The 17,644-nt window shown below is 69.2% G+C and carries 18 protein-coding genes; 5 read left to right on the top strand and 13 right to left on the bottom strand.

The window, feature by feature from the left end; genetic code table 11:
* Positions 1 to 196: 196 nt before the first annotated feature.
* The 5 genes from cbiE to ACFYXF_RS45630 form a co-directional block, all read right to left on the bottom strand.
* The gene (cbiE, locus tag ACFYXF_RS45650) at positions 197 to 1,414 is read right to left on the bottom strand and encodes a precorrin-6y C5,15-methyltransferase (decarboxylating) subunit CbiE (RefSeq protein ID WP_389359127.1); all 1,218 of its coding nucleotides are present in this window, start codon (positions 1,412 to 1,414) and stop codon (positions 197 to 199) included.
* A 130-nt stretch (positions 1,415 to 1,544) separates the two neighbouring features.
* On the bottom strand, positions 1,545 to 2,183 hold the full coding sequence (locus tag ACFYXF_RS45645; RefSeq protein WP_389359125.1) for a GNAT family N-acetyltransferase: 639 nt from the start codon (positions 2,181 to 2,183) through the stop codon (positions 1,545 to 1,547).
* Positions 2,184 to 2,343: 160 nt separating this feature from the next.
* On the bottom strand, positions 2,344 to 3,174 hold the full coding sequence (locus tag ACFYXF_RS45640; RefSeq protein WP_389359123.1) for a MetQ/NlpA family ABC transporter substrate-binding protein: 831 nt from the start codon (positions 3,172 to 3,174) through the stop codon (positions 2,344 to 2,346).
* A 102-nt stretch (positions 3,175 to 3,276) separates the two neighbouring features.
* The gene (locus ACFYXF_RS45635; protein WP_389359121.1) at positions 3,277 to 4,002 is read right to left on the bottom strand and encodes a methionine ABC transporter permease; all 726 of its coding nucleotides are present in this window, start codon (positions 4,000 to 4,002) and stop codon (positions 3,277 to 3,279) included.
* Complete coding sequence (locus ACFYXF_RS45630) at positions 3,999 to 5,030, bottom strand: methionine ABC transporter ATP-binding protein (protein ID WP_389359119.1); 1,032 nt, start codon at positions 5,028 to 5,030, stop codon at positions 3,999 to 4,001. Before ACFYXF_RS45630 ends, ACFYXF_RS45635 begins: the two co-directional genes overlap by 4 nt.
* Before the next feature lie 548 nt (positions 5,031 to 5,578).
* On the opposite strand from ACFYXF_RS45630, the gene ACFYXF_RS45625 reads away from it, so the two are divergent.
* Complete coding sequence (locus ACFYXF_RS45625) at positions 5,579 to 5,938, top strand: hypothetical protein (protein WP_389359117.1); 360 nt, start codon at positions 5,579 to 5,581, stop codon at positions 5,936 to 5,938.
* Complete coding sequence (locus ACFYXF_RS45620; RefSeq protein WP_389359114.1) at positions 5,919 to 6,359, top strand: hypothetical protein; 441 nt, start codon at positions 5,919 to 5,921, stop codon at positions 6,357 to 6,359. Before ACFYXF_RS45625 ends, ACFYXF_RS45620 begins: the two co-directional genes overlap by 20 nt.
* A gap of 81 nt (positions 6,360 to 6,440) precedes the next feature.
* On the opposite strand, the gene ACFYXF_RS45615 is transcribed toward ACFYXF_RS45620, so the two are convergent.
* From ACFYXF_RS45615 to ACFYXF_RS45605, 3 genes are all read right to left on the bottom strand, one after another.
* Complete coding sequence (locus ACFYXF_RS45615; RefSeq protein WP_389359112.1) at positions 6,441 to 6,938, bottom strand: GNAT family N-acetyltransferase; 498 nt, start codon at positions 6,936 to 6,938, stop codon at positions 6,441 to 6,443.
* 46 nt (positions 6,939 to 6,984) lie between these two features.
* Positions 6,985 to 7,491 (bottom strand): sigma-70 family RNA polymerase sigma factor, encoded by a 507-nt coding sequence (locus ACFYXF_RS45610; RefSeq protein WP_389359312.1) that lies wholly within the window; start codon positions 7,489 to 7,491, stop codon positions 6,985 to 6,987.
* A gap of 96 nt (positions 7,492 to 7,587) precedes the next feature.
* The gene (locus ACFYXF_RS45605; RefSeq protein WP_389359110.1) at positions 7,588 to 8,784 is read right to left on the bottom strand and encodes a glycerophosphodiester phosphodiesterase; all 1,197 of its coding nucleotides are present in this window, start codon (positions 8,782 to 8,784) and stop codon (positions 7,588 to 7,590) included.
* Between the two features lie 353 nt (positions 8,785 to 9,137).
* Between ACFYXF_RS45605 and ACFYXF_RS45600 the strand changes: the two genes are divergently transcribed.
* Positions 9,138 to 9,809 carry a lysophospholipid acyltransferase family protein gene (locus ACFYXF_RS45600; protein ID WP_389359310.1) on the top strand — a complete coding sequence of 224 codons (672 nt, stop codon included), beginning with the start codon at positions 9,138 to 9,140 and terminating at the stop codon, positions 9,807 to 9,809.
* Between the two features lie 90 nt (positions 9,810 to 9,899).
* On the opposite strand, the gene ACFYXF_RS45595 is transcribed toward ACFYXF_RS45600, so the two are convergent.
* The 5 genes from ACFYXF_RS45595 to ACFYXF_RS45575 form a co-directional block, all read right to left on the bottom strand.
* Positions 9,900 to 11,420 (bottom strand): MFS transporter, encoded by a 1,521-nt coding sequence (locus tag ACFYXF_RS45595; protein ID WP_389359108.1) that lies wholly within the window; start codon positions 11,418 to 11,420, stop codon positions 9,900 to 9,902.
* Positions 11,417 to 11,968 carry a TetR/AcrR family transcriptional regulator gene (locus tag ACFYXF_RS45590; protein ID WP_389359106.1) on the bottom strand — a complete coding sequence of 184 codons (552 nt, stop codon included), beginning with the start codon at positions 11,966 to 11,968 and terminating at the stop codon, positions 11,417 to 11,419. The genes ACFYXF_RS45595 and ACFYXF_RS45590 overlap by 4 nt, the downstream gene beginning before the upstream one ends.
* Positions 11,969 to 12,054: 86 nt before the next feature.
* Positions 12,055 to 13,032, bottom strand: coding sequence for an aldo/keto reductase (locus tag ACFYXF_RS45585; RefSeq protein WP_389359104.1), 978 nt, complete (start codon positions 13,030 to 13,032; stop codon positions 12,055 to 12,057).
* A gap of 102 nt (positions 13,033 to 13,134) precedes the next feature.
* Entirely contained in the window at positions 13,135 to 14,565 is a 1,431-nt protein-coding gene (gene argH, locus ACFYXF_RS45580) for an argininosuccinate lyase (protein ID WP_389359102.1), read from the bottom strand.
* Positions 14,566 to 14,671: 106 nt separating this feature from the next.
* Positions 14,672 to 15,865, bottom strand: coding sequence for an argininosuccinate synthase (locus tag ACFYXF_RS45575; protein WP_369034295.1), 1,194 nt, complete (start codon positions 15,863 to 15,865; stop codon positions 14,672 to 14,674).
* A gap of 208 nt (positions 15,866 to 16,073) precedes the next feature.
* Between ACFYXF_RS45575 and ACFYXF_RS45570 the strand changes: the two genes are divergently transcribed.
* Both ACFYXF_RS45570 and ACFYXF_RS45565 read left to right on the top strand, forming a co-directional pair.
* On the top strand, positions 16,074 to 16,931 hold the full coding sequence (locus ACFYXF_RS45570) for a hypothetical protein (protein ID WP_389359099.1): 858 nt from the start codon (positions 16,074 to 16,076) through the stop codon (positions 16,929 to 16,931).
* A 125-nt stretch (positions 16,932 to 17,056) separates the two neighbouring features.
* The gene (locus ACFYXF_RS45565) at positions 17,057 to 17,644 is read left to right on the top strand and encodes a pyridoxamine 5'-phosphate oxidase family protein (protein WP_389359097.1); all 588 of its coding nucleotides are present in this window, start codon (positions 17,057 to 17,059) and stop codon (positions 17,642 to 17,644) included.

Below are 17,644 nucleotides of genomic sequence, written 5' to 3'. Positions count from 1 at the left end.
AGCTTGATCCGCCACGGCCCGCTGTGGACTGCGCCACGTTGCGCGCCCTACCGGTTCCGCCGTACCACACTCACCCCAAAACGGGTGTGCTTTCCGGACATTGGGCTACGAAGTGCCGGGCCACCGAGTGCAGTGCAACGGTCGGCCAGCCTACCGCGCGCAGTACGACAACAGGATCACGGGACGGCAATCGGCGTCAGCGCGCACGGTCGGGCAGAACTCCGCTGAGCAGGAACGCGACGTTCCGTTCCTTCTCCGTCCAGGCCCGGGTGTCCAGCTCGACGGACTGGAGGAGGGCGCATTCGACGTCGTAACCGTGTTCGGTCAGGTCGCGGCCGATGAGTTCGGCGGCGTCGCGGGTCGCCGCGTGCGTGACGATGCGCTGCGGGCGCCGGTCGGCGACCGCGGAGACCACCGCCGCTCCCCCGCCGCCGACGCGGACGACGTCGGGCTCGGGGAGGTTCTCCAGGATGTACGGGGCCTGGCCGCGCACGATCTGGAGCTGGACGCCGAAGCGGCGGGCGGCGGAATCGGTGCGGGCGCAGGCCTCCACGTTCCGGTCGACGGCGATGACGGCGGCGCCGCTGCGGGCCGCGTCGACGGCGAAGGCGCCGCTGCCGCAGCCGATGTCCCAGACGAGGTCGCCCACGCGCGGCCCCAGACGGGCGAGTTGGGCGGCCCGCAGCAGCTCCGTCTCGCCCTCGGCGTATTCGATGGCGCCGTGGCCGTACGCCTCGGTGGGCAGCGCCCAGCCGCGCGGGCCCGCCGCCGGGTCGCGGCCGGCGATCCAGCCGCCGTCGCCGCTCGCGGCCGGGCCGCCGATGACGATGACGACGTTCGGGTTCCGCCAGGCGCGGTCGGCGGCCTTGTCGGAGGTGAGGACCGTGATCTGCTCGCGCTCGGTGCCCAGTTCCTCGCAGATGACGAAGGTGCGGTGGACCCCGTCGAGGAGCAGGCCGAGTTCGGCGGGGCCGGCGCCGGGCGAGGTGAGGACGGCGACCTTGGTGTGGGCGCGGCACACGTTGACCGCGCGGCGCAGGGTGCGGCGGTGGGCGACGACGACCTCGGCGTCGTCCCAGGGCATGCCCGCGCGGGCGAACGCGGCGGCCACCGAGGACACGGCGGGGACGACCTCGACCTCCAGGCCGAACTCGGGGTCGCGCAGGGTGCGTACGACGCCGAAGAAGCCGGGGTCCCCGTCGGCGAGGACGACGGCGGTGCCACGATGGCCGGCGATGCGGCGGGCGGCGAGGGCGACGCTGCCGAGGCGGATGCGTTCGGCGGCCGGGGGGACTTCGGGGAGCGCCAGATGGTGGGCCGCGCCTGCCACCAGCGTGGCGGCGCCGAGGGCGGAGCGTGCCGTGGCGGTGAGGGGCGAGCCGTCCCAGCCGATCACCGTGACCCGGTCGGCCATCGTCGTCAGTCTCCAGAGGGTGCGCGCGGGTCTTCGGGGAGCACGGTCTCGTCCTGTACGGAGTCGGCCGTCTCGGGGCTCCGTGAGGGTACCCCGGTGTGCCCGGCGTGTCCGGTGGCGTCCCCTCGGTTCAGTTCCAGTCGGAGTAGGACGTGAAACCGCTGTTGTCGGCCAGTTCCTCACCGGCTCCTTCGAGGTCCTCGGGCAGCAGGCTCCAGACGATGAAATCGGTGCGTACGTCGGTCCAGGCGCCGTCGTCGGTGCGGACGTGCGCTATGCAGGCGCCCCGCAGGACGCCCTCGCTGATGCAGCCGATCTTCTGGGCGACCTGCTGGGAGGCGGTGTTGTCGGCGGCCGTGCGCAGCTCGACGCGCTCGAACTTCTGGTCGCCGAGCACCCATTGGGAGGTGGCGAGCGCGGCCTCGGAGGCGTAGCCCTCACCGCGTGCCCAGGGGGCGATGATGTACGACAGCTCGGTGGACCGGATGTGCCAGTCCGTCTTGGTGAGCTGGACGACGCCGACCAGGCGCTGGGTGAGGAACTCGGTGACGGCGAAGTCGAGGCCGCGGCCCGCGGTGCGTTCGGCGGGCGCGTACTCGGTGATCCAGGTGTGGGCCGCGTCCTCGGTGAAGGGCTGGGGGACGTCGGTCCAGGCGGCGACCTGTTCGTCGTTCATCATCTCGGCGAGCGCGGGGATGTCGTCCTCGTCGAGAGGGCGCAGTACCAACCGGTCCGTGCTGATGGAGATGTTGGGGAAGGTGCTCGTCATGCGCCGCTCCATAGCCTTCGAAAACCTGCGAACCTTCAAACCCGCACGGCCTGTTGAACTGCCCAGCATGCAGCATGCGGCCCCGGAACCGCATCACGGGGTCCACGCCCGGTGAGGGAGCGGACCCCGTACGTGTCGGTAAGTACCGGCGGAACGACCGTCAGAAGGACGCGATCACGGAACCCTCGTACTTGTCCTCGATGAACTTCTTGACGTCGGCGGAGGTGAGGAGCTTGGCGAGCTTCGCGACCCGGGGGTCGTCCTCGTTGCTCTTCTTCACGGCGAGGAAGTTGCCGTACGGGTTGTCCTTGGGGGACTCCGAGACAAGGGCGTCCTTCGCCGGCGAGAGGTCGGCCTCCAGGGCGTAGTTGCCGTTGATCACCGCGGCGTCGACGTCGTCCAGGGAGCGCGGGGTCTGGGCCGCCTCCAGCTCCTTGAACTCGATGTTCTTGGGGTTCTCGGCGATGTCCTTGGGGGTCGCGTCGTTGCCGACGCCGTCCTTGAGAGTGATGATCCCGTTGGCGTCGAGGAGCTTGAGGGCCCGTGCCTCGTTGACCGTGTCGTTCGGGACGGCGATGGTGGCGCCGCTCTTCAGCTCGTCGGCGCTCTTGAGCTTCTTCGAGTAGAGGCCGAGCGGCTCCAGGTGGACCGTCACGACCGGCACGATGTCGGTGCCGTTCTTCTCGTTGAACTCGTCGAGGTAGGGCTGGTTCTGGAAGTAGTTGGCGTCGACGGAGCCGTCCTCGGTCGCCGGGTTCAGCGTGGCGTAGTCGCTGAACTCCTTGACCTCCAGGTCGAGTCCCGCCTTCTGCGCCAGGTTCTCCTTGATGTGGTTCAGGATCTCGGCGTGCGGGACGGTGCTCGCGCCGACGACCAGCGGGCCGCTGGTGTCGGAGGCGGAGTCCGAGTCGGACGAGCCGCAGGCGGTGAGACCCAGGGTGAGGGCTCCGGCTGCGAGGGCGGCGACGGTGAACTTTGTGGCGTTACGCACGAAAAGTGCCTTTCCATGTGGGTGTGACTGTCCCCGTGATGGGTGGTACGGGGAAATCTGCGGGTGGGTGTGGGGGTGGTGAGAGGGGGTGGGCGGCTGCGCTCAGGCGGCCTTGCCGAGCTTGGGCCTGGCCTTCAGCAATCGGAGCCTGGGCTCCGCGCCGGAGCCGCCGCCACGCCGGTGCAGCCCGCGGGCCGCGTAGTCACCGGCGAACTGGATGACCGAGATGACGACCGCGAGGATCGCGACGGTGATCCACATCAGCTCGGTCTCGAAGCGCTGATAGCCGTAGCGGATGGCGATGTCGCCGAGGCCGCCCGCGCCGACGGTGCCGGCCATCGCGGAGTAGCCGATGAGGGCGACGATCGTGGTGGTGGTGCTGGCGATCAGCGAGGGCAGGGACTCGGGGACGAGGACCTTGCGGACGATGGTCCAGGTGCTGCCGCCCATCGACTGCACGGCCTCGACGAGCCCGCCGTCCACTTCACGGACAGCCGTCTCGACCAGACGGGCGAAGAAGGGGATCGCGCCGATGGCGAGCGGCACGATGGCGGCCTCGCGGCCGATGGTCGTCCCGGTGATGGAGCGGGTGAAGCCCATCAGAGCGACCATCAGGATGATGAACGGCATCGAGCGGGCGATGTTCACGACCTGCCCGATGACCTTGTTCGCGACGACGTTCTGGAGCAGTCCGCCGCGGTCGGTGAGGACGAGCAGGATGCCGAGCGGGAGTCCGCCGACGACGGCGATGACGGTGGACCAGCCGACCATGTAGAGGGTGTCCCAACACGCCTGCTCCAGCAGGGGCTGCATCTCTGACCAGGTCACTTGGCACCGTCCTTGACCAGTTCGCGCTCACCGACGACATCGATCTGGAGACCCTGTTCGCGCAGGAAGCCGACCGGCACAACGTTGTCCTCGTAGCGGCCGGGGAGTTCGATGCGCATCCGGCCGACCTGCCTGCCCCCGACGGTGTCCATCGCGGCGCCGAGGATCGAGATGTCGATGTTGTACGTGCGCGAGAGCTGCGAGATGACGGGCCGGGTCGCCGCGTCGCCCTGGAAGGTGACGTCGATGACCGTGCGGTCGTCCCCGGAGGCGTCGCCGCTCACCGGGAAGAGCGCGGCGGCAAGTTCGGAGCCGGGGGTGGCGAGCAGCTCGCTGACGGTGCCGGACTCGACGATCCGGCCGTTCTCCATCAGAGCGGCGGAGTCGCAGATGGACTTGACGACGTCCATCTCGTGCGTGATGAGCAGCACGGTGAGCCCCAGTTGCCGGTTCAGGTCGCGCAGCAGCTGGAGGATGGAACGGGTGGTCTCCGGGTCGAGGGCGCTGGTGGCCTCGTCGGAGAGCAACACCTTGGGGTCGCCGGCGAGGGCGCGGGCGATGCCGACGCGCTGCTTCTGGCCGCCGGAGAGCTGGGCCGGGTAGGCCTTGGCCTGGTCGGAGAGGCCGACGAGGTCGAGCAGCTCGAGCGCCTTGCGGGATCGTTCCTTCCCCGCCGTACCGAGGATTTCGAGCGGCAGCTCGACGTTGTCCTGGACGGTCCGCGAGGAGAGCAGGTTGAAGTGCTGGAAGACCATGCCGATCCGGCTGCGCGCCCGGCGCAGTTCCCGGCCCGCCCGGGGTCCGCGTCCGGCCAGGGCGGTGAGGTCGTGGCCGTCGACGCTCACGGTGCCCGCGGTGGGGCGTTCCAGGAGGTTGACGCAGCGGATGAGCGAGGACTTGCCGGCGCCGGACTGGCCGATGACGCCGTACACCTCGCCTTCGCGGACATGCAGGTCGACGCCGTCGAGGGCGGTGACTTCACGACCGCGCGAGCGGTAGACCTTCGTGAGGCCGGACGTGGTGATCACAGGGGTTTCCGTCACTGTCGAGTGCGCGGGCGTGGGTGTGCCCGGGACACGGGGAGAGGCTGTGCGCGGCTCGGGTCCGTCACGTACGTGCTGGGCGCCTGCATGAACTCGTAGGAGTCATACGGCTGCGGCTGCGTACGGACATGCCACGGCGGCTCGCTTCGGGGCGCGAGGCTCAGGGGGTGGTGCGGGGGCCCTCTAGAAAGAGCACATTCGACACATACAACGAGCACCGGGCGTCAGGGTCGCCTCGGTCGCAAGGGTGCGGCTGCTCGTAGTGGTCATGCGATCAGTAAAGCAGACGTATGGACACGGCCAAGAACGTCCGTCCACGTCCGTCCGGAATATGGACAGGCGTGGACGTGTATCAGCCACGTATCCGGATCTCCACAGCGTCGCCGCTGACCAGGGGCGACAGGGCCGGGAGATCGCCGGCAGCCGGATCGGCGGTCGGTTCACGTACTGCGCGGGCTGTGGTCAACGCCACGGTGGTCATCCCCACGGGGCCGACGGCACCTGCCCTTTTGGGCCGTAATAGGGTCGGCGGCATGCTTGATGCCCTGACGGTCGCCACGTCCGTCGCCGCTCTCGCGCTCGCCGCCTGGTGCGGCTGGGCCGCGTACCGCGATCAGCCCACCAAGGACTGGCACTTCATCGGCATGGGTGTGGTCACCCTGCTCACCGTGGTCCAGCTGGTGGTCGGCATCGTCCAGCTCGCCCGGGGCGAGAAGCCGGAGCAGGGTACGACGATCTTCGTGGCGTATCTGCTGGGCGCGCTGGCGTGTGTGCCGGTGACGGGGTTCATGTCGCTGGCGGAGCGCACGCGGTGGGGCTCGGTGACGGTTGCCGCCGGCGGGGTGGTGCTGGCCGTGCTGGAGGTGCGGCTCTATGACATCTGGGGAGGGTGAGATGGCCACGGCGGAGAGGTCGCGGCTGATCAGTGGGCCGGGCACGTTGCTCGTGTGGCTCTACGGCGTGATGGTGGTCGGGGCGGTGTCGCGGTCGGCCGTGCAGATCTCCACCGAGTTCGGGCATGCGCCGCTTGCCTACTCGCTGTCGGCTGTCGCCGGGGTGGTGTACGGGTTCATCACGTACTCGCTGGTGCGGGGTGGGGAGAGGGCGCGTAGGGCGGCGTTCGTCTGCTGCGCCGCCGAACTTGCCGGTGTGCTGATCGTGGGTACGTGGACCTTGGTCGAACCGTCCGCGTTTCCCGACTCGACCGTGTGGTCCGACTTCGGGATGGGGTACTTGTTCATCCCTGTACTGCTGCCGATCTCCGCAATGTACTGGTTGCGTCGGGCTCGTTCGCCCAAGGGGGAGGTTGGCTGACGGTTCTGCGCGACTGCGGGCCCGTTGTGGCTTGTCGCGCAGTTCCCCGCGCCCCTATCGGGGCGCTCCTGTCACCCTCGTTCAAGCAGTTGCCGCGTATGTTCCCGCCGGCTTTTCCAGGACGATCATCGGTACGCCGTCGTTGCCCTTGTCGGTGCCTACCGTTTCGTAGCCGACTCGGCGGTAGAGGCGCAGGCCCGCGTCGCTGCGGTGGCCCGCGCTGAGGCGGAACCTCTTCGCGCCGCGTTCCTCCGCGAGGGCCGACTCGGCGGCGCGCAGGAGGCGGGCACCGATGCCGTGGCCCTGGAGGCGGGGGTGGACGCAGAGTTTGCCGATGGACGCCGTGCCGTCGGGGTTCGGGGTGCCACGCACCGAGCCGACCACCTCCTCGCCCAGCCGCGCCACGAAGACGCAGTCCGCGCCGACTTCCTCCCGCACGGAGTCCAGGGTCTGGACCAGCGGATCGATCCGGTAGTTGCCGTACAGAGCGGCCTCGCTCTGGAAGCACAGGTACTGCAGCCGGAAGATCTGCTCCGCGTCCCGTTCGGTCGCCACCGAGATGGTCACGCTCATGCCCATGTGTGCACGCCTCCCGCTCACCTGTTCAGTCGTTTGTTCCTCACTCCTATCCCCGTGCTTCGCGGGCCGCAACCTCCGGCGTCAGCAATCGGCGGAGACATCCCAGGCATCTGGAACGTTCCGGACCAAGACTGCCCTGTGAGATACCCAACTCCCCCGCGATTTCCCTGTATGTAAGGTCCTTCGGCGACAGCAGGGCCTCCAGCAGACTCGGGCAGCGGCCGGGCAGCCGGCGCACCGCCTCACGCAGGGCACGATGCCGGGCGGCGGTGAGGGCGAGCTGCTCGGGGCCCGGGCGGTCGTCGGCCGCGTGCTGGTCGCCGTACGGCCGTTCGATGCGGGCGGTACGGCGGTTGCGGCGAGCCTCGGAGCGGACGGCCCGGCGGAGCCAGTTGTGCGGGTCGGCCGGCGGGTCGTCGGAGTCGAGGCGTTCCAGGAGGCGGAGCCAGACGGCCTGTTCCAGGTCGCTCGGCTCGGCGCCGTAGGCATATGCCTCCGCCGAGGCCTCGGCGGCGAGCAGCGGGCGCAGGGCGGAAACCATGTCGTGGGTCATATGCGGCACGACGCGGCCGCTCCGGCGGGAGGTTGCCGGAGCGGCCGGTTGTCACCCCAATCGGGGCCGGGTGCTCATTCGTTGACGAGTGACTCGTCAGCTGTTCAGGAAGTCCGCGCGAGCCAGTACGCCCGTGTCCGGGTTGTCCGTGAAGACGCCGTCGATGCCCGTCGCGAAGTACGTGCGGTACGCGCCGAAGGGGTCTCCGTAGGCGTCCGCGTCCGTGCCCTTGCGGAAGTTCGTCGGCAGGAAGGGGTTCTCGTTGCGCATGGTGTACGGGTGCAGGATCAGGCCCGCCGCGTGCGCGTCCGCGACCAGGGTGGTCGGTGAGGTGAGCGCGCCCGTCGAGTCCTTCGGGATGACCAGGTCGAGGGTCGGGCCGATGCCCTGCGCGTACGAGGCGATCTCCCGCAGACCGGCCGGCTTGACCAGGTCGGCGACCGTGCGCGGGTCGCCGGTCGTGATGAAGTCCCAGGGGCGGGTGTTCGCGGCCGAGAGCAGGACGACGAGCGGGTTGCCGACGAGCCGGTTGAGGCGCTGGATGCTGGTCGGCTCGAAGGACTGGAGGATGACCGGCGAGCTCTTCTTGTCCTTGCCGTGCTTCTTCAGCAGCTTCGCGACCCGCTCCTCCAGGCCCAGGCCGAGCGCCCGGAAGTAGGTGGGGTGCTTGGTCTCGGGGTAGATCCAGACCTGCTTGCCGCGCTTGCGGGTCTGCTCGTCCTGCCAGCGCAGGACCTCTTCGAAGGTGGGGATCTCCCAGCGGCCGTTGTAGAGGGTGTTGTGCGGGCGGTTGGCCGGAATGCGCTCGATCGCGCGCAGCGTCTTCAGCTCAGCGAGCGTGAAGTCCTCGGTGAACCAGCCGGTGAGGGAGACACCGTCCAGGACCTTGGTGACCTTGCGGCTCGCGAACTCCGGGTGGTCGGCGACGTCCGTCGTGCCGCCGATCTCGGGCTCGTGGCGGCAGACGATGTGACCGTCCTTGGTGGGGACCAGGTCACCGGCCTCCACGATGTCCGCACCCAGATCGAGGGCCAGCTGGTACGACCCGAGGGTGTGCTCGGGTCGGTAGCCGCTGGCACCCCGGTGGCCGATGATCGTCGGTACGGGCAGGCCCTTCAAGCCACCACCTCCGTGCTTCGCGTCCTGTCCGGTCTGCTGGGCGTCGGCTCTCGCCGCGCCGGGCAGTCCCAGGACCGCTCCGCCCGCACCCAGCATCGCGGCTCCGAGCAGCGTCCGCCGCCCCGTCCCCGTCGAGTCCCCCTGCGCATGTCCGTTCGACCCCAGCGTGCCCATGAGCGCCCCTCCTGCCGCACCGTCATCTGTCCAAACGGACCGATCGTAGGTGTGTGTACATGGCGACAGGGAGGCCTCGGGCGGAACACGCGGACGACAACGGATAACACCGGATGTCGGAATCGAACGGGGCTCGATGGGTAGGCGCACAGTGTGTCCGGTACGGGCGACACGCGATCTCCGTCACATTCGTGGCGGTCCGTCACCCGCCCGCAACAGTGCGCCACCGCAGGTAAACGCGGGTCAACAGTGCGTAAGCACTCGGTGAACCCGATGTGCACTACCCCCTGAGGCGCGAGTATCGTCCTCACCTGCACAGACTTATACCGAATACCTTGACACCGGAGGGCCCGTTGTCCCGCTTCGCGCTCATCAAGGCACTGCTCGGACCGATCATGCGCCTGATGTTCCGCCCACGGGTGGAGGGCATGGAGCACATCCCGGGGGACGGTCCGGTGATCCTGGCCGGCAACCACCTCACGTTCATCGACTCGATGATCCTGCCGCTGGTCTGCGACCGGCAGGTCGTCTTCATCGGCAAGGACGAGTACGTCACCGGCGAGGGCCTCAAGGGCCGCCTCATGGCCTGGTTCTTCACCGGCGTCGGCATGATCCCGGTGGACCGGGACGGGGCCAACGGCGGTGTCGCGGCGCTGATGACGGGGCGCCGGGTGCTGGAGGAGGGGCGCATGTTCGGGATCTACCCCGAGGGCACGCGCTCGCCCGACGGGCGGCTCTACCGGGGGCGTACGGGGATCGCGCGGCTGACTCTGATGACGGGGGCGCCTGTTGTGCCGTTCGCGATGATCGGCACGGACAAGTTGCAGCCGGGTGGGGCGGGGATGCCTCGGCCTGGGCGGGTGACTGTGCGGTTCGGTGCGGCGATGGAGTTCTCTCGGTACGAGGGGATGGATCGGGATCGGTATGTGCTGCGGGCCGTGACGGACTCTGTGATGACTGAGGTCATGCGGTTGTCGGGGCAGGAGTACGTGGATATGTACGCGACGAAGGCCAAGGCTGCGTAGGGGTTTCTGGGGTTGTTTTTTGGCTGCGGGTGCTTCGTCGCTTGTCGCGCAGTTCCCCGCGCCCCTAAAAGCACTCCGCACCCGGCGCCATCAATGTCCCGCCAGCTTTTGTTCCCTCAGCAATACCCAGGCCGCTCCCGCTGCTGCCAGTAGCACCACCGCTCCTGCGCCCGCCGCCAGTGCGATGCCCTCTGTGAAGGCCTCGCGGGCCGCGTTCAGCAACGCCTCTGCCGTCGGCGCCGGTAGGCCCGCTGCTGTTTCCATCGCGCCGCCCAGGGATTCGTGGGCCTCGGCGGGTGTGCCCGTCGGGGCGGGGAAGTTCCTGTAGACGCCCGTGACGATCGAGCCGAGCAGGGCGATGCCGAGGGCTGCGCCCAGTTCGTACGCTGTTTCCGATACCGCCGCTGCCGCGCCCGCCTGTTCCTTGGGGACGCTCGCCAGGATCACGTCGGAGGTCACGGTGAACGAGAGGCCCGCGCCCACGCCGACGACCAGCAGGGCGGTGCCGAGCAGCGGATAGCCCGTGGACTGGTCCACGACGGTGAGCGCGGCCAGGGCCAGGCCTATGGCCGCGAGGCCGCCCGTGACCACGGCTCGTACCGAGTAGCGCCGGGCCGCCGCACCGGCGAGCAGGCCCGCCACCACCGCGCCGATGGCCGCGGGCAGTTCGGCGAGGCCCGCCTCCAACGGCCCCCGGCCCTGCACCAGTTGCAGATACTGCGACAGGAAGAACACCAGCCCGGACAGGCCGAGGATGGTCAGGAGGTCCGCGAGTACCGCTCCGCTGAAACCCCGGTCGCGGAACAGGCGCATGTCCAACAGGGGTGTGGGGAGGGTCAGTTGGCGGCGCACGAAAGCGTGCAGGGCTGCGGCGCCCAACGCTGCCGCGCCCAGCGCCGGCCACGAGAAGCCGTGTGACGCGGCCTCCTTGATGCCGTAGACGATGCCGACCATGCCGACGAGCGACAGGACGACACTGCGCAGGTCCCAGGGGCCCGGCGCGGGGTTGCGGGACTCGGGGAGCAGCTTGATGCCGACCAGGACGAGGACCACCATCACGGGCAGGTTGATCAGGAAGACCGAGCCCCACCAGAAGTGTTCGAGCAGGAAACCGCCGACCACCGGGCCAACTGCGGTGCCTGCCGAGGCGGTTGCGCCCCAGATGCCGATGGCGAGGCTGCGTTCGCGCGGGTCGTGGAAGAGGTTGCGGATCAGGGCGAGCGTGGCCGGCATCAGGGTCGCGCCCGCGACACCGAGGAGCGCCCGCGCCAGGATCATCAACTCCGGTGTCGTGGCGTAGGCGTTGAGGACCGACACCAGCCCGAACGCGGTCGCACCGATGAGCAGCAGCCGCTTGCGGCCGATGCGGTCGCCCAGGCTGCCCATGGAGACGAGCAGGCCCGCGATGACGAACGAGTAGACGTCGCCTATCCACAGCAACTGCGTGCCGGACGGCTTCAGGTCCTCGCTGATGTAGGGGGTCGCGAGACCGAGAACGGTCGCGTCGACGGCCACCAGCAGCACGGCCAGCACGAGGACGGACAGCGCGAGCCAGCGGCCCGGACGCGTCCCTTCCTCCGTCGCGTGGGCCGGCTGCAGGGTGCTGGTCATGATTCCTCTCTCCGTAGCGCACCGCCGAGCAACAGCTCGACGATCATGTGGTTGAAGTCCTTGGCCGCGACCCGGCCCTCGCTCACGGCCCAGGCGCCCGAGGCCATCAGCCCGTAGAGCGCCTCGGTGAGCCAGGCCGGGGTGAGGTCGATGCGGAACTCGCCGCTCTGCTGGCCACGCCGGAACAGGGCGGCGATCGCGGCGTCGATCCTGGCCCAGCCCTCGTTCTGCTCCTCGCCCTCGAACAGCTGGTTCTCGGTGTAGAGGAACGCGAGCAGTCCGGCGGCGGGTTCGAGTGCCCCGACCATGCGGCGGACGGCCTCCTGAGCGGTGCCGTCACTGAGCCGCGCGGCCGCCAGCGCCGCCTCGCACTCCTCGATGCCCAGCTCTTCGAGGGCTCGTACGAGCACGTCCCGCCCGGCGAAGTGCCGGTGCAGCGTGGCCCGGCTGATCCCGGCCGCCTTGGCGACCTCGTCCATGGTGGACGTGGATTTGCGGGTGAGGAGGGCGGCTGCGCTGCGCAGCAGGTGTTCACGGTCGACGGCCATGAGACAAACATAGACCATATGAGACATCATTGTCTCATCGGAGGCGTGTGTGTAGCGTCGCTATCTGCTCGACAGTCGCTTCTGTGTCAGTGCCAGGGCAGCTGGCCGCGTCGCTCCCAGTAGGCGCGCGGCTCCTCCACCAGTGCGGCCAGGCGGGACAGCTGGTCCTCGTCCAGGTCCACGACCGCCGCGTGCAGGTTCGAGGCGAGCTGGGCCGCCGTGGCCGCGCCGGAGAGTACGACTCCGGCCCATGACTGCCTCAGCACCAGGGCGAGGGCGACTGCGTCCGCGCCCAGGCCCGTCTCCTCGGCGATCGTCCGTACGGCGTCCGGGGCCTGCCCTGCGGCCAGGCGGCCGTTGGCCATGCCCTCCTTGACGATCACCGTCAGGCCGGCGTCGTGGGCCTCGGCCAGGGCGGGGCCTGCGGAGGTCTCCAGGGCGTTGTACGTCGACTGGACCGTGCGGAAGAGGGGCTCGCCGTCGGCCGTGATCGCGAGGGCGGCGCGGATCGTGTCGGCCTGGTCGGGGCCGCTGGTCGAGAAGCCGACGGTCAGGCCCTCGGCCGCGGCCTCCGCCAGGCGGGCGTGGAGTTCCTTGTCCGACAGGGCCGGGCTCTCGGGGGTCAGCGAGTGGATCTGGTAGAGGTCCAGGTGGGCGCCGAGCAGGTGGTCGGTTTCGGCGCGCTGACGCTCGTACGTCGGGAGGCTGTGGTCCTTGACCTCGTGCTGCTCGGCGTCGGTGGTCCAGTCGGCGGTGTAGGTGTAGCCCCACTTGCTGCCGATGACTACGTCGTTTCGGCCGGGGGTCTTGTTGAGCCAGTCCGCGAGGAACTCCTCCGAGCGGCCGTAGGAGCGGGCCGCGTCGAAGTAACGGACGCCTTGGGCGTAGGCGGCGTCGAGGAGTTCGTGAGTGCGGGTGCGGAGCGCTTCTACCGTGCGGTGCTCTGCGAGGCCCAGGTCGTGGTCTCGGCCCAGGGTGATGTAGCCGGGGCGGGCGACTGCGGCGAGGCCCAGGCCGATGTGGCAGGTGGGGGTGGTGGCGGTGGCGAGTCGGGCGAAGGGCATGCCGACAACGTAGCGCGGGATGCCCTTCGCCTCAGGGATGGGTTGTGCGGTGGTTTGGCGGATGCGGCGCCGTCGTGGCTGGTCGCGCAGTTCCCCGCGCCCCTAAAGCCCCTTCGCCTGAGCCCATTCGTGCTGGGCCGCCACGTTCTGCTTCACCTCTGCCAGCTGGATCGCCACCGCGCTCGGGGCCGTGCCACCCCTGGCGTTGCGGGAGGCCAGAGCGCCGGGGACGTTCAGGACCGTGCGGACCTCGGGGGTGAGGTGGGCGCTGATCTTGGCGAACTGGTCGTCCGTGAGGCCGTCCAGTTCCACGCCGTCCGCCTCGGCGGCCTTGACGCACTCGCCCGCCACCTCGTGGGCCACCCGGAACGGGACGCCCTGCTTGACCAGCCACTCCGCGATGTCCGTGGCCAGGGAGAAGCCTGCGGGGGCCAGTTCCTCCATGCGGTCGCGGTGGATCGTGAGGGTGGCCATCATGCCCGTGAAGGCCGGGAGGAGGACCTCAAGCTGGTCGCAGGAGTCGAAGACCGGCTCCTTGTCCTCCTGGAGGTCTCGGTTGTAGGCCAGGGGCAGGGCCTTGAGGGTGGCCAGGAGGCCCGTCAGGTTGCCGATCAGGCGGCCGGACTTGCCGCGCGCCAGCTCCGCGATGTCCGGGTTCTTCTTCTGCGGCATGATCGACGAGCCCGTCGAGAACGCGTCGTGCAGGGTCACGAAGGAGAACTCCTTCGTGTTCCAGATGATGATCTCCTCGGCGATCCGGGAGAGGTTGATCCCGATCATCGCCGTGATGAACGCGAACTCCGCCACGAAGTCGCGGGACGCCGTGCCGTCGATGGAGTTCCCGACGCTGCCGTTCTCGAAGCCGAGGTCCTTCGCCACCGATTCCGGGTCCAGGCCGAGGCTGCTGCCCGCCAGGGCTCCCGAGCCGTACGGGGACACCGCCGTGCGCTCGTCCCACTGGCGCAGGCGTTCCGCGTCCCGGGACAGGGGCTGGACGTGGGCCAGGACATGGTGGGCGAACAGGACCGGCTGGGCGTGCTGGAGGTGGGTGCGGCCGGGCATCGCCACGTCCGGGTGGGCCTCCGCCAGGCCGATCAGCGCGTCCTGGAGGTCCGCGATCAGACCGCCGATGATGCGGGCGTGGTCCCGCAGGTACATACGGAAGAGGGTGGCCACCTGGTCGTTGCGGGAGCGGCCGGCGCGGAGCTTGCCGCCGAGGTCCGGGCCGAGGATCTCCAACAGGCCGCGTTCCAGGGCCGTGTGGATGTCCTCGTCGGCCATCGTGGGGACGAGGGTGCCGTCGGCGAGGTTCGCTTCGAGCTGGTCGAGGCCCGCCAGCATGCGGGTCAGCTCGTCGTCCGTGAGCAGGCCCGCCTTGTGCAGCACGCGCGCGTGGGCACGCGATCCGGCGATGTCGTAGGGCGCGAGCCGCCAGTCGAAGTGGACGGACGCGGACAGCTTGGCCAGGGCCTCGGCGGGACCGTCGGCGAAACGGCCGCCCCAGAGCCGTACGTCACCGCTGTTGCTGCTCACTTGCGTTGCTCCTAGAAGGCAGGTCTGAAGGCAGGGGGTGGATGTGCGACCGCCTCCCCACCCGTACGGAGGGGAGGCGGTGACAACAACCGTATCGGTTACGCGGTTACGCCTGGTCGCGCTTCGCCGCGATCTTCGACGACAGGCTGTAGATGTCGATGAAGCCCTTGGCCGCGGCCTGGTCGAAGGTGTCGCCCGTGTCGTACGTGGCCAGGTTGAAGTCGTAGAGGGAAGTGTCGGAACGCCGGCCCGTGACCACCGCGCGACCGCCGTGCAGGGTCATGCGGACATCGCCGTTGACGTGCTGGTTGGCCTCGTTGATGAAGCCGTCCAGGGCGCGCTTCAGCGGGGAGAACCACTGGCCGTCGTAGACCAGCTCGCCCCAGCGCTGCTCGACCTGCCGCTTGTAGCGGGCGAGTTCACGCTCGACCGTGACGTTCTCCAGCTCCTGGTGGGCCGTGATCAGGGCGATCGCGCCCGGAGCCTCGTACACCTCACGGGACTTGATGCCGACGAGACGGTCCTCGACCATGTCGATCCGGCCGATGCCCTGGGCGCCGGCGCGCTCGTTGAGCTGCTGGATGGCCTGGAGGACGGTGACGGGCTTGCCGTCGATCGCGACCGGGACGCCCTCCTTGAAGGAGACGATGACCTCGTCGGCGTCGCGCTGCTCGGCCGGGTTCGAGGTGTACTCGTAGATGTCCTCGATCGGGGCGTTCCAGATGTCCTCCAGGAAGCCCGTCTCGACCGCGCGCCCGAAGACGTTCTGGTCGATGGAGTACGGGGACTTCTTGGTGGTGGCGATCGGGAGCTGCTTCTCCTCGCAGAAGGCGATCGCCTTGTCGCGGGTCATCGCGTAGTCACGGACCGGGGCGATGCACTTGAGGTCGGGGGCGAGGGCCACGATGCCGGCCTCGAAGCGGACCTGGTCGTTGCCCTTGCCCGTGCAGCCGTGGGCGACCGTGGTGGCGCCGTGCTTCTGGGCGGCGGCGACGAGGTGCTTGACGATCGTCGGCCGGGAGAGGGCGGAGACCAGCGGGTAGCGGTCCATGTAGAGGGCGTTTGCCTTGATCGCCGGGAGGCAGTACTCCTCGGCGAACTCGTCCTTGGCGTCCGCGACCTCGGCCTCGACGGCGCCGCACGCGAGGGCGCGCTTGCGGATGACGTCCAGGTCCTCGCCGCCCTGGCCGACATCGACCGCGACCGCGATGACCTCGGCGCCCGTCTCCTCGGCGATCCAGCCGATGGCGACGGAGGTGTCCAGTCCGCCTGAGTAGGCGAGTACGACGCGCTCGGTCACGGGTTTTCTCCTCACAGTGCATTCGCTGACATGCATGAGTATGCAGCACTCCGCATGGTTCGTCAATCTCGAAAAATTTTCCCGTGGATGTTTGACGAGCCCTTGAACGCACGAAACCGCTTACCCGTACCTCTCCCCGACGCAGGCGCCGCGTCTGTAAAGCGAGTGGAACCACGCAGCCACCCCCTGACCCGAGTGAGGCATCCGCATGTCCAGGGCTCTTCCGAAGTACAACAAGCGTCGTGTGGGCATCATCGGCGGCGCCGCCGCGGTGGCGATTTCCGGTGCGATCGTCGCCGGCTCCGCCCTTGCCGGGGAAACGTCCAAGAGCAACACCACGGTGCAGGCGACCACCAAGGCCGCCGTCCCGACGGTGAACTGCCCGGCGGTCGCGAACAGACTGCCCGCGATCCCCGCGTCGGCGAAGGCCGAGGTCGACCGCAACCTCGCCCTCCTCAACACGCAGATCGCCGAGGCCAACAAGCGCATCGTCGACACCCAGGGCCAGGGCGGCCCCAACTTCATCCAGAACGCGATCACCGGCCCGCTCAAGGACAAGCGCGTGGCGACCATCAACCGCATCGCCACCGCCATCGGCCGTACGGCCGCCAAGCCGGTCGGCCTCGACGCGCTGGCGCCCTGCACCCTCAACGCGGCCGGGGCAGCGGCGCCCGCCGCGACTCCGAGCGCGACGGCGACCCAGCAGGCGGGTGGCAACACCGGTAACACGGGGAATGCCGGCAACACGGGTAACGCGGGCAACAACAACGGCGCCGGCACCATCAGCTGCCCGGACGTGGCCTCGAAGCTGCCCGCGATCCCGGCGTCGGCGAAGGCGGAGGTCGACCGCAACCTCGCCCTGCTGAACACGCAGATCCAGGAGGCCAACACGCGCCTGGCGAACACGGTCGGCCAGGGCGGTGCGAACTTCGTCCAGAACGCGATCCTCACCCCGCTCCAGGGCAAGCGCTCGTCGACCATCGACCGCATCGCCATCTCGATCGGCCGTACGGCCGCCAAGCCGACCGGTCTCGACTCCCTGGCTGCCTGCACGCTCACCAAGTGACGTGACAGGCACTGCGGCCGCCCCGTTGCAAGCGCCGGCCGGGGCGGCCGTGGTCCTGTCCAGCCACTGGACAGGACTGACAAAACCTTAGACAGGCGAACGACTTTCCCCGACAATAGTTAGTCATGGGAAAGACTTACGAGCGCATAGACGGCCGGCTGCGTACGTTCATCGAGGCGCAGCCCCTCTTCTTCACCGCGTCCGCCCCGCTGTCCGGCGACGGCACGGTCAACCTCTCCCCCAAGGGCCTCAAGGGCTCCTTCGTGATCCTCGACGAGCTGACCGTCGCGTATCTCGACTTCGCGGGCAGCAACGCCGAGACCGTCGCCCATCTCCGCGAGAACGGCCGGATCACGCTCATGTGGTGCGCCTTCGAGGGCCCGCCGAACATCGTCCGGGTGCACGGCCGCGGTGAACCGGTCTTCCGTGACGACCCGCGCTTCCCCGAACTCCTCGCCCGCTTCCCGGACATCGACCCCACCGATCACGGGCTGCGGGCGATCATCGTCGTACGGGCCGAACTCGTCCGGGACAGCTGCGGCTACTCGGTGCCCCTCATGTCGTACGACGGCGACCGCGATCTGCACGGCAGGCGGTTCGCGCGCGAGGACGACGCCTCGCTGAGCGCCTACTTCGAGAAGAAGGACCACATCGCGACGAGCCTGGACGGACTACCGGGGCTGCCGTTGCCGCTCCCGCCCAGTACGGTCTGA

The organism is Streptomyces sp. NPDC002680, from assembly GCF_042889145.1.
GTDB classification, from domain to species: Bacteria; Actinomycetota; Actinomycetes; order Streptomycetales; family Streptomycetaceae; genus Streptomyces; species Streptomyces adonidis.
Note: the sequence above shows the minus strand (reverse complement) of the source record. Positions and strands in the feature narration are given on the sequence as shown.

Excerpts from the sequence above, each read along its gene's own strand:
- ACFYXF_RS45585 (WP_389359104.1), bottom strand. The coding sequence starts at position 13,032 with ATGCCCTTCGCCCGACTCGCCACCGCCACCACCCCCACCTGCCACATC.
- ACFYXF_RS45590 (WP_389359106.1), bottom strand. The coding sequence starts at position 11,968 with ATGGCCGTCGACCGTGAACACCTGCTGCGCAGCGCAGCCGCCCTCCTC.
- ACFYXF_RS45570 (WP_389359099.1), top strand. The coding sequence starts at position 16,074 with ATGTCCAGGGCTCTTCCGAAGTACAACAAGCGTCGTGTGGGCATCATC.
- cbiE (WP_389359127.1), bottom strand. The coding sequence starts at position 1,414 with ATGGCCGACCGGGTCACGGTGATCGGCTGGGACGGCTCGCCCCTCACC.
- ACFYXF_RS45605 (WP_389359110.1), bottom strand. The coding sequence starts at position 8,784 with ATGGGCACGCTGGGGTCGAACGGACATGCGCAGGGGGACTCGACGGGG.
- ACFYXF_RS45610 (WP_389359312.1), bottom strand. The coding sequence starts at position 7,491 with ATGACCCACGACATGGTTTCCGCCCTGCGCCCGCTGCTCGCCGCCGAG.
- ACFYXF_RS45595 (WP_389359108.1), bottom strand. The coding sequence starts at position 11,420 with ATGACCAGCACCCTGCAGCCGGCCCACGCGACGGAGGAAGGGACGCGT.
- ACFYXF_RS45615 (WP_389359112.1), bottom strand. The coding sequence starts at position 6,938 with ATGGGCATGAGCGTGACCATCTCGGTGGCGACCGAACGGGACGCGGAG.
- ACFYXF_RS45620 (WP_389359114.1), top strand. The coding sequence starts at position 5,919 with ATGACATCTGGGGAGGGTGAGATGGCCACGGCGGAGAGGTCGCGGCTG.
- ACFYXF_RS45645 (WP_389359125.1), bottom strand. The coding sequence starts at position 2,183 with ATGACGAGCACCTTCCCCAACATCTCCATCAGCACGGACCGGTTGGTA.
- ACFYXF_RS45625 (WP_389359117.1), top strand. The coding sequence starts at position 5,579 with ATGCTTGATGCCCTGACGGTCGCCACGTCCGTCGCCGCTCTCGCGCTC.
- ACFYXF_RS45565 (WP_389359097.1), top strand. The coding sequence starts at position 17,057 with ATGGGAAAGACTTACGAGCGCATAGACGGCCGGCTGCGTACGTTCATC.